A 10,581-nucleotide genomic window follows, 5' to 3' on the forward strand; every position below is an offset into this window, starting at 1 on the left:
GGCTGCGCGAACCACTCAACCCACCCGGAGGGCCCGACCTGTACCGCCGGTCCATCAAGGCTCTTTGGGGTACTGGCCGGTCTGGAGAACACACCCCGACCGGTGGCAACGAATCCCCCACCAAACCGCATGCTAGATGACGTCGAACCAACATAGCATTAACGGCCATTATTAACGTCTTTGGCGTGCGGATAAAGCCCATGGACGATTACAAATGTGTCAACCGCCTTCATCCGTCCCCCAAGCCTTTGAAATCAGTCGCCTTGCGAGCCTTCAACCGCCTCGCGCGTCGTGATCACCTTGTCGACCAGACCCCAGTCCAGGGCCTCGTCCGCGCTCATGAAATGGTCGCGATCCAGCGTCTGCTCGACTTCTTCGTAAGTCCGCCCGCAGTGCTTGACGTAGACTTCGTTCAAGCGCCGCTTCATCTTGATGATGTCCTTGGCATGGCGCTCGATATCGGACGCCTGCCCCTGGAAACCGCCGGACGGCTGGTGGACCATGATGCGCGCGTTCGGCGTCGCGAAGCGCATGTCCTTGTGGCCCGCGGCGAGCAGCAGCGAACCCATGGACGCGGCCTGGCCGATGCAGAGCGTCGAGACGGCCGGCTTGATGAACTGCATCGTGTCGTAGATCGCCATGCCGGAAGTGACGACGCCGCCCGGCGAGTTGATGTAGAGCGCGATTTCCTTTTTCGGGTTTTCCGCCTCGAGGAAAAGGAGCTGCGCGCAGACGAGCGTCGCCATGGAATCTTCGACCGGGCCGGTCATGAAGATGATGCGCTCCTTCAAGAGGCGCGAAAAGATGTCGTAGGAGCGCTCGCCGCGATTGGTCTGCTCGACAACCATCGGCACGAGGCCCAGGGCGGTATCAACGGGATTTCTCATATCAGCCCTTTTCAGTGTGACCCGAAACCCTTGCGAAGCGCCGGGAATCAACAGTTTTCATATTCCCTACATAAAGCTTCCGGGTGCCCCACTTCAAGACACGCAGGAACTTTGGCGGTGGTCAATGCCAGATTGCGGTTAACCGGCGAAGCCTTGCGTCCGATATCCACAACGCAATGGGTGATGAGCGTAAAGGAAGCATGAACCCACAGCCCTGCCCCAGTGCGTTTGACGATTGCCACCTCGGAACCCACCGTTCATAGTATTGCGGCCATTTCGAGGGAGGCATCTCATGCAGGTGAAGATTTTCGCATGCGCAATGGCCGCCGTTCTGCTGCTTTGCCTCCCCGCCCGATCACAACAGGCCTCAGATAGCGCGGCGCCGGAACAGGCAACAAAGACTGCGACGGCGAAGGTCGTCACAGCCAAGTCCTACATGGTGGCAGCAGCCAATCCGGTCGCTGCGGCGACCGGCGCGGAGATCCTCGCGCAGGGCGGCAGCGCCATCGACGCGGCCGTGGTCGTGCAGACGATCCTCGGCCTGGTCGAGCCGCAATCTTCCGGCCTCGGCGGCGGCGCTTTCCTCGTCTATTACGATGCAGGAAAGAAGCGCCTGACGACGCTCGACGGGCGCGAGACGGCGCCACAACGGGCGACACCGCAGCTCTTTCTCGACAAGGACGGCCAACCGCTCGAATTCTTCGACGCCGTCGTCGGCGGCCGGTCGGTCGGAACGCCCGGCACCGTCAGGCTCCTGCAGGAGGCTCACAATCGCTACGGCGCACTCGACTGGAAGACGTTGTTCGAACCCGCCGCCGCCCTCGCCGACGCCGGATTCGCCGTTTCGCCGCGCCTGGCCGCGCTGATTGCCGCGGAGGGTGACAAACTCAAGACCTACGAGAAAACCAAAGCGTACTTCTTCGACGCCGCCGGGGCACCGCTAAAGGCCGGAACGATCCTGAAGAACCCGGACTACGCCGAAACGTTGCGGGAGATTGCCAGGAACGGAGCGGACGCCTTTTACACCGGTCCGATCGCCGAAGCGATCGTCGATACGGTACGGATGGCAGCAAAGAACCCGGGCGTTCTGACGCTGGACGACCTTGCCATTTATCGGGTTCGCGAGCGGTCTCCCGTCTGCATCGCCTACCGGGTCCTGGAGGTTTGCGGCATGGGTCCGCCCTCCTCCGGTGCCATCGCGGTCGGCCAGACGCTCGGCATGATCGAGAATTTCGACATCAAGGGGCTTGGCAGGGACAGCCCGCAAAACTGGCGGATCATCGGCGACGCCCAGCGCCTCGCCTTCGCCGACCGCGGCCGTTATCTCGCGGACACGGATTACGTGCCCGCGCCGATCAAGGGGCTTGTCGAGAAAGAATATCTCGGCAAACGCGCGGCCCTGCTCGACGGCGAGCGGGCGCTCGGCAAAGACGCGGTGAAGGCCGGCGAGCCGGAATGGGATCATGCTCTCCTGTTCGGCCGCGACGCTTCGCTCGAACTTCCATCAACGAGCCACTTCGTCATCGTCGACCAGAAAGGCAATGTCGTTTCCATGACGACGACGATCGAAAACGGCTTCGGCTCCCGGCTGATGACGAACGGCTTCCTGCTGAACAATGAGTTGACCGACTTTTCCTTCGAGACGCATGACAACGGGGTGCCGATCGCCAACCGCGTCGAACCGGGCAAGCGGCCGCGCTCCTCGATGGCGCCGACGATCGTGATGAAGAATGGCAAACCATTGCTTGCGATCGGTTCCCCCGGCGGCAGCCAGATCATCGGCTACGTCACTCAGGCGCTGATCGCCTATATCGACTGGGGCATGGATGTCGGCCAGATCGTCTCGATGCCGCACCTCCTCAATCGTTTCGGTACCTTCGAAATCGAGGCGGGCACGGACGCGGAGAAACTGGCGAAACCGCTGCAGGACCTGGGCTACGACGTGAAGATCGGCGAGATGAATTCCGGACTCCAGGCCATCGAGATCACCGCCGACGGCCTGAAGGGCAGCGCCGATCCGCGCCGCGAGGGTGCGGCGATCGGGAAGTGAGCAGATTTCCAGTGGCCCCGCCTCTCGCCAGTCCAATGGCAGCAGCAGCCTTCTGACCCACGCTCGCTGGACAACCGATCGCTTCTTGGCCACACTGCCCCTGTTAGTTGCATGCTTCCTTACCTGCCGATGTAGCATCGAAATCAATCCGCAGAAGGAGAGTCCGCAATGATGCGCCTGGGCGGAAAGTACCAGCATCTGGTTCACGACGGTGGCTGCGGCTGCCTTTCACCACAGGCACAGCTGGTATCCCGGCGCCTTGAGAGCCTGACTAGACGTGGCCTCTTGTCCGGGATCGGGGCGAGCCTGTTCCTGGGCGTTCCGCAATTGGGCCTGGCACAGACAGAAAAACCGTCGAAGGTTCTCCTCAGGCAAGTCGCATTGTTCGACGGCAAGTCGGCTGCCACTCAGCCCAACGCCCAGGTCCTTGTCGAAGGCAACAGGATTGCCGCGATCGACAACAGCAACAGTCCGCCGCCGTCCGACGCGACGGCTATCGATTGCGGCGGTCGGACCCTCATGCCGGGAATGATCGACATGCACTGGCATACGATGTTTGCGGCCGTTCCGTTGGTCGATGCAACGTCCGGCGATCCTGGCCTGATCTTCACAGCCTCGACGGCGGAAGCGGAACGCACACTGATGCGCGGCTTCACGACGGTGCGCGATCTCGGTGGCCCCGTCTTTTCGTTCAAGCGGGCGATCGACAACGGTACGATCCCCGGCCCACGCATCTACCCTTCCGGGGCGTTTATCACGACCTCCGGCGGCCATGGCGATCTGCGCTCGCTTTCCGAAATTCCGCGGAAGCCCGGGCAGCTCAGCATCATGGAACAGGCGGGGGCCTCGATGATTGCCGACGGCGTCGGTGAGGTGCAAATGCGCGTTCGCGAACAACTGTTGCAGGGCGCCTCGCAGATCAAAGTCGTGGGCGGCGGCGGCGTGTCGTCGCCACGCAGTCCACTCGACATGACAACCTTCAGCGAACAGGATCTCAGCGCCGCCGTCGCCGTCGCACGGGACTGGAACACCTATGCGACCGTTCACGCCTATGCGCCGAACACGATCCAGCGCGCCATCTCGGCCGGTGCGGCCTGCATCGAGCACGCCCACCTGATCGATGAAGACACGGCAGCAATGATGGCCGACCGGGGAATCTGGCTGAGCACCCAACCGTTCCTCTCCGTTGAAGACGCCGTGCCCCTCACCGGGCCGTCGGCGGCGCGACTGCTGCAGGTCATCGCCGGCACTCCGATCGCCTACGAACTCGCCCGCAAGCACGGCATCAAGACCGCCTGGGGCTCCGACATGCTGTTCTCTCCGCAGATAACGGCGCGGCAGGGAACCATGCTCACCCATCTCAGTCGCTGGTATTCAAATGCGGAAATCCTCACGATCGCCACGTCGACGAATGCGGAACTGCTGGGTTTGTCCGGTCCGCGCAATCCCTATGACGGCAAGCTGGGTGTGATCGAGGCCGGAGCGTTCGCCGATATGCTCGTGGTCGACGGCAACCCGCTGGAGGATATCCATCTCCTGAGCGATCCCGACAAGAACCTGGCCGTCATCATGAAAGACGGCAGGATTCATAAGAACACTCTGATGTAACGGTGCTCGTCCAGCTGCCGGATGCACGCCAGTGTTCAATCCGAGACGGGTGATGCGCGATCGCTCGCGCTATGCACATTCCCCATTGCCGTAATGGCGCACTGTTGCGAACCGTCGAAATCCGCTAGATCTCCCGCATGATTAAGCAATTCCCCTTCCTCTCCATCGACGCCGCCGCCCGCCGCGTTTCCCTCGACGCCCGCGATCCGGCGTTCTATCGCGATCCGAACCCGGTCTATGCAGCGCTTCACGCGCACGCTCCGACCTTCTGGTGGGAGGAGCAGAAGCAGTGGTACTTCACCGGCTACGATCAGGTGAATGCGCTTCTGCGCGACCGCCGCTTCGGCCGACAAATCCTGCACGTGGCGAGCCGCGAGGAGCTCGGCATGCCCGAACCGGTCCCGCATCTGACCCATTTCGACGCCGCAGAAGCCTGGTCGCTGCTGGAGCTCGAACCGCCGGAGCACACGCGGCTTCGCACCCTCGTCAACCGCGCCTTCGTCTCCCGCCAGATCGATCGACTGCGGCCGGAGATCACCGACCTCACCAACCGGCTGATCGACGGCTTCGAGAAGGACGGCAAGGTGGAACTGTTATCGGCCTTCGCCGACATCGTGCCGGTGACGATGATCGCCCGCATGATCGGCATTCCCGACGAAATGGGACCGCAGCTCCTGAAGTGGTCGCACGCCTATGTACGCATGTACATGTTCGGCCGCACGGAGGTCGACGAGCATGCCGCTGACAAGGCGGCGGCGGAATTTGCCGACTATGTGCGCTCCGTCATCACCGAGCGCCGCGCCAACCCGCGCGACGATCTTCTGACGCACATGATCCACACCGAACACAAGGGGCAGTTGCTCACCGAGGACGAACTGATCTCCACGACCATCGTGCTGCTGAACGCCGCCCACGAAGCAACCGTGCATCAAATCGGCAATGCGGTGCGCAGCATCCTCGACAGCGGGCTTGCGCCGGAAGCCATGTTCGCCGACGAGAAGGCGACGGAGCGGACGGTGGAGGAAGCCCTGCGCATCTGCGCACCGGTACACATCTTCGAGCGCTATGCGCTTGAGGACGTCGAGGTCGAGGGCATCCCCTTCAAGCGCGGCGACAAGGTCGCGCTGATCCTGGCGGCGGCGAACCTCGACCCGAAGAAGTTCAGCGATCCCCTTACCTTCCGGCCGGACCGTGACGAGGGCCCGAACCTCTCCTTCGGCGCCGGCATCCATTTCTGCATCGGCGCGCCGCTCGCACGGCTGGAGCTCAACATCGTGCTGCCGATCCTGTTCCAGCGGCTGCGCGGCATGCGCCTCGCCGAAACGCCAATCGTCAAGGATGTCTACCACTTCCACGGGCTGGAGCGGCTCGATCTGGTGTGGTGACATGAAGCCGCGCGCTTTCCGGCGCGCGGCTCTCTGGATGGACGACGGCTTGTCGACGTTGTCCGCGTCCTGCCTTAGAGGCGGATCACATAGTCCTTGCGGGTCGTCTCGACGACCTCCCAGGTGCCCTTGAAGCCCGGTCGCAGGATCAGGCGATCGCCCGCCCTGAGAGTGATGACCTCACCGTCGTCGGAGGTGACGATCGAGTGACCGGAGAGAATGTTGAAATACTCCCACTCGTCGTACTGTACGTGCCACTTGCCGGGCGTCGATTCCCAGACCCCGCAATAGATGCCGCCATCGGCCTCCTCGAGGTTCCAGGTGCGGAATTCCGGATTGCCGGAGATGAGACGGTCTTCGGCCGGGCGGCCGATCTCCGGTTCGATGGCGGCGATGTCAAAACCGATGGTCTTGCTCATAATATATCCGATCGTCGTTGCTGCTCAGCCTCCACACCCCGAAGACCGAACTGTCCTCGGGATGTTTGCTGGGTCTGCGAAACAGCCGCTTACGCCTTCGCCAGCGACTGGTCGAGGTCGGCGATGATGTCGGCGACGTCCTCGATGCCGATCGACAGGCGCACGACATCCGGGCCGGCGCCGGCGGCCGTCTGCTGTTCCGGCGAGAGCTGGCGGTGGGTGGTCGAGGCCGGATGGATCACCAGCGAGCGCGTGTCGCCGATATTGGCGAGATGCGAGAGCATTTCCAGGCCCTCGACGAAGCGTTTGCCCGCCTCGTAACCGTCCTTCAGGCCGAAGGTGAAGACCGCGCCGGCGCCCTTGGGCGAATAGCGCGTCTGCAGCGCGTGGTTGGGATCGCTTTCCAGGCCCGCGTAATTGACCCAGGAAACCTTGTCGTGCCCCTTCAGCCACTTGGCGACAGCGAGCGCGTTGTCGCAGTGGCGCTGCATGCGCAGCGGCAGCGTCTCGATGCCGGTCAAGATCTGGAAGGCGTTGAAGGGCGAGATCGCCGGCCCCAGATCGCGCAGGCCCAGCACCCGGCAGGCAATGGCGAAGGCGAAGTTGCCGAAGGTCTGATGCAGGACCACGCCGGCATATTCCGGCCGCGGCTCGGAGAGCGTGGGATACTTGCCGGAAGCCGACCAGTCGAAGGTGCCGCCGTCGACGATGATGCCGCCCATGGAATTGCCGTGACCGCCCAAAAACTTCGTCAGTGAATGGACGACGATGTCGGCGCCATGCTCGAACGGCCGCACTAGATAAGGCGTCGCCATGGTGTTGTCGACGATCAGCGGCAGGCCGTGCTTGTGGGCGATCGCGGCAATCGCCGCAATGTCGACGAAGGTGCCGCCGGGATTGGCGAGGCTTTCGATGAAGATCGCCTTCGTCTTGTCGTCGATCTGGCTTTCAAAGCTTTCGAGCTTGTCGGTATCGGCCCAGCGGACGTGCCAGTCGAAGTTCGCGAAGGAATGGCCGAACTGGTTGATCGAACCGCCATAGAGCCGGCGCGCGGCGACGAAGTTGTCGCCGGGTCGCATCAGGGTGTGGAACACGAGCAACTGCGCGGCGTGACCCGAAGCCACCGCCAGCGCGGCCGTCCCGCCCTCGAGTGCTGCCACCCGCTCCTCCAGCACCGCCTGGGTCGGGTTCATGATCCGGGTGTAGATGTTGCCGAAGGCCTGCAAGCCGAAGAGCGAGGCGGCGTGGTCGGCGTCGTTGAAGACGAAGCTGGTCGTCTGATAGATCGGGGTCGTGCGCGCGCCGGTGGTCGGATCCGGCGCCGCACCGGCATGGATGGCGAGGGTTGCAAAACCCGGCTTGTTCTTCGTCATATGGAAACCTCCCTTTGGCATGCCCCTGCCTCAAAGGCGGGAAACATACGCACATTCAAAGCGGTGAGAGCCGACACGGGCCGGCGCGATGCCCGGCACTATTCCAGACCGGCCAAAGCCGGTCAAAGGAAGATTTTCCGTTAAACAGCAATATGATGGCAAGTTCGATCGGCCGCGACGCCAAACGGGAAAAAGCGTTAGCCAATCAACCGGGGATACTCAATCGCGGGGCAGCGATCCATGACAACCCTGATCCCGGCAGCTTCCGCGCGGGCGGCAGCGGCGTCATCGCGCACGGACAGCTGCCCCCAGACCACCTTCGGCAATGGGGATACCGCAAGCACCTCGTCCACGACACCGGGCAAGGCCGGCGCCGCGCGAAAGATGTCGACCATGTCGATCGGCTCCGGAATATCGGCGAGACGGGCGTAGACTTTCTGGCCATGGATCTCCCTGCCCGCTTGGCCGGGATTGACGGGGATCACGCGATAGCCCTTGCGCAGCAGAAAGGCCATGACGCGATTGCTCGGCCGTTCCGGATTGGGAGACGCGCCGACAAGTGCGATGACCCTGGTCATCCGCAGGATGTCCGCGAGGTAGTAGTCCGCATAGCCGTCGTGTTTCATGCCGCCTCCTGAATTGACAGACAGCAGGAGCCTGCGGCGCATGTCAATATGCAGCAGACATGCAACTGGCGTAAGGCAAGGATGATCTCAGGCGTGGGTCCGCGCGAGCATTGGATATTCCGTCACCGGGGAGCGGTCCATCACGACATGCACGCCTACGGCCTCGGCCTTCTCGGCCGCTGCGTCGTCGCGCACCCCATACTCGCCCCAGATCACCGCGGGCCTGGGATCAAGCGCCAGAACTTCGTCCACGACAGCGGAGAACTGCGGCGACGCCCGAAAGACATCGACCATGTCGATCGGCTCGTCGATGTCGGCAAGGTGGCCGACCACGGTCTGACCAAGGATCGTCTTTCCGGCATGGCCGGGATTGACGGGGATGACGTGATACCCTTTGCCAAGCAGAAAATTCATCACGCCGTGGCTCGGCCGAGACTGGTTGGGCGACGCGCCAACCACGGCAATCGTGTGCACCGACCGAAGGATGCCGCAGATGTAGGTGCCGGGATAGCAATCGTGGTTCATCGAAGCCGCCTCCGTCGGCTGGGGCACAGGGCAAGCTGCACTCCCGATCCGTTACACAGATTCATTATACGTCATCTCGCCCGCAATCGCGAAATCGCCGTGCAGCGGCGCTCTATCGATCCGGCGTGGAAATATTTCGGTCCTCCTCAAATTCAGCGCATTGCAAACCAAATCAGGGCAGGTAGATTTCGGCGACCACCCGCCCCTAGATGCCCAGCCGAACAGACCGAGGTTCTCCGTGCCGATTGACGTAATTGCGCTTGTGCTGCTCGGCGCGGCCCTGCATGCCGTATGGAACGCGATGGTCAAGGCGGGCAGCGACAAGTCGCTGGATGCAGCGATGATCGCTCTCGGCGCCGGTGCATTCGGCCTCGCCTTTCTGCCCTTCGTGCCGCTGCCCAGGCCCGCAGCCTGGCCCTTCATCGCCGTCTCGGCGATCTTCCAGTTCGCCTACTTCCAGTTGGTCGCCGCCGCTTATCGCGCCGGCGACATCGGCCTTGTCTATCCGCTGATGCGCGGGACAGCACCGCTGATCGTCGCCTCGACCAGCGGCCTGGTGCTCGGCGAGCATCTCTCGGCCGGTGCCCTGACCGGCATCCTCATCATTTCCGCCGGCGTACTGACGCTCGCCTTCGAATCCCGCCACGGCGGCCGCCACGCCTTCGCGCTGGCACTCGCCAACGCCTGCGTCATCGCCTCCTACACATTTGTCGACGGCGCCGGCGCGCGCATTTCCGGCAATGCGATTTCCTACACGTTGTGGATGGCGTTATTGCCGCCGGTTCTCCTGTTCAGTTGGGCGATTTACAAGCGCGGCACCGATGTCGTGGTGAACCACGTCCGCCGCAACTGGCAGCGCGGACTGATTGGCGGCGGCGGCTCGATCGCCTCCTATGGCCTGGCCCTGTGGGCAATGACAAAGGCTCCCGTCGCGACGGTCGCTGCGCTGCGCGAGACAGCCATCCTGTTCGCCCTGCTGATCTCCGTGGTGATCCTCAAGGAGAAGGCCAGCATCTGGCGCTACATCGCCGGCGCCATGATCGCTGCCGGCGTGCTGGTGTTGCGGTTGGGGTAGCTCTCCGCGATAGCGGGTGAACCAAGGGCGGGCTGAACTGTCAGAGGGTCCGACGAGCGAAGACGGGTGTCTCGCGCTCAACGCCTTTCTGCCGGTCCCTGATTGCCAATCGCGGATACGACAGCACTGACACCGTGAGCCCGAGGCCGCGTGTCCCGTCATCGAAGATCCGCAAGATGTCCTTCGCCCACGAACGATCCTCCGCCGTCAGCGCCACAAGGCCGAAAACCTGTTCGCCAAGTTGAAGGAGTGTCGGCCATTGCGACGCGCTGCGGCCGACTTGCCAAACATTCCGCTGTCGGTGCCTGCGCCCAAAAGCAAAAGGCCCCGCGGTTTCCCGCGAGGCCTTCTGATTGCTCAGTCGCCGTCGATTACTCGACGATCGAGGCGACGATGCCGGCGCCGACGGTGCGGCCGCCTTCGCGGATGGCGAAGCGCAGCTTTTCTTCCATCGCGATCGGCACGATCAGCTCAACGGAAACCGTGACGTTGTCGCCCGGCATCACCATTTCCGTGCCTTCCGGCAGCGAAACGATGCCGGTCACGTCGGTGGTGCGGAAGTAGAACTGCGGACGGTAGTTGGTGAAGAACGGCGTATGACGGCCGCCTTCTTCCTTCGTCAGGATGTAGGCT

General features: G+C 63.0%; 10 protein-coding genes. 4 read left to right on the plus strand and 6 right to left on the minus strand.

From position 1 onward, the window contains the following. Positions 1-254 precede the first annotated feature (254 nt). Entirely contained in the window at positions 255-887 is a 633-nt protein-coding gene (locus AC1DDS_RS21320; RefSeq protein ID WP_477480672.1) for an ATP-dependent Clp protease proteolytic subunit, read from the minus strand. Positions 888-1,206: 319 nt separating this feature from the next. Here AC1DDS_RS21320 and ggt point away from each other — a divergent pair, with 319 nt between their 5' ends. The 3 genes from ggt to AC1DDS_RS21335 all read left to right on the plus strand — a co-directional run bounded on the left by ggt (position 1,207) and on the right by AC1DDS_RS21335 (position 5,930). Then, complete coding sequence (ggt, locus tag AC1DDS_RS21325; RefSeq protein ID WP_477480682.1) at positions 1,207-2,937, plus strand: gamma-glutamyltransferase; 1,731 nt, start codon at positions 1,207-1,209, stop codon at positions 2,935-2,937. A gap of 168 nt (positions 2,938-3,105) precedes the next feature. Continuing rightward, entirely contained in the window at positions 3,106-4,545 is a 1,440-nt protein-coding gene (locus AC1DDS_RS21330; RefSeq protein WP_477480673.1) for a metal-dependent hydrolase family protein, read from the plus strand. Between the two features lie 137 nt (positions 4,546-4,682). Next, positions 4,683-5,930 carry a cytochrome P450 gene (locus AC1DDS_RS21335; RefSeq protein ID WP_477480674.1) on the plus strand — a complete coding sequence of 416 codons (1,248 nt, stop codon included), beginning with the start codon at positions 4,683-4,685 and terminating at the stop codon, positions 5,928-5,930. A 74-nt stretch (positions 5,931-6,004) separates the two neighbouring features. Here the strand turns inward: AC1DDS_RS21335 and AC1DDS_RS21340 are convergent, their stop codons facing one another. The 4 genes from AC1DDS_RS21340 to AC1DDS_RS21355 form a co-directional block, all read right to left on the minus strand. After that, on the minus strand, positions 6,005-6,349 hold the full coding sequence (locus AC1DDS_RS21340; protein WP_477480675.1) for a cupin domain-containing protein: 345 nt from the start codon (positions 6,347-6,349) through the stop codon (positions 6,005-6,007). Between the two features lie 89 nt (positions 6,350-6,438). After that, a complete protein-coding gene (locus tag AC1DDS_RS21345) occupies positions 6,439-7,722 on the minus strand; it encodes an O-acetylhomoserine aminocarboxypropyltransferase (protein WP_477480676.1) in 1,284 nt (427 codons plus the stop codon). A gap of 197 nt (positions 7,723-7,919) precedes the next feature. After that, positions 7,920-8,348 carry a CoA-binding protein gene (locus AC1DDS_RS21350; RefSeq protein ID WP_477480677.1) on the minus strand — a complete coding sequence of 143 codons (429 nt, stop codon included), beginning with the start codon at positions 8,346-8,348 and terminating at the stop codon, positions 7,920-7,922. An 87-nt stretch (positions 8,349-8,435) separates the two neighbouring features. Next, positions 8,436-8,873, minus strand: a complete 438-nt coding sequence (locus AC1DDS_RS21355) for a CoA-binding protein (protein WP_310422358.1) — start codon at positions 8,871-8,873, stop codon at positions 8,436-8,438. Between the two features lie 238 nt (positions 8,874-9,111). Between AC1DDS_RS21355 and AC1DDS_RS21360 the strand changes: the two genes are divergently transcribed. Continuing rightward, a complete protein-coding gene (locus AC1DDS_RS21360; RefSeq protein WP_477480678.1) occupies positions 9,112-9,948 on the plus strand; it encodes an EamA family transporter in 837 nt (278 codons plus the stop codon). A gap of 371 nt (positions 9,949-10,319) precedes the next feature. Here AC1DDS_RS21360 and AC1DDS_RS21365 read toward each other — a convergent pair. Beyond that, positions 10,320-10,581 (minus strand): EF-Tu C-terminal domain-related protein (locus tag AC1DDS_RS21365; RefSeq protein WP_477480679.1); only part of this gene is annotated, 262 nt, incomplete at its 5' end.

This window comes from Mycoplana sp. 10N416 (assembly GCF_056394765.1).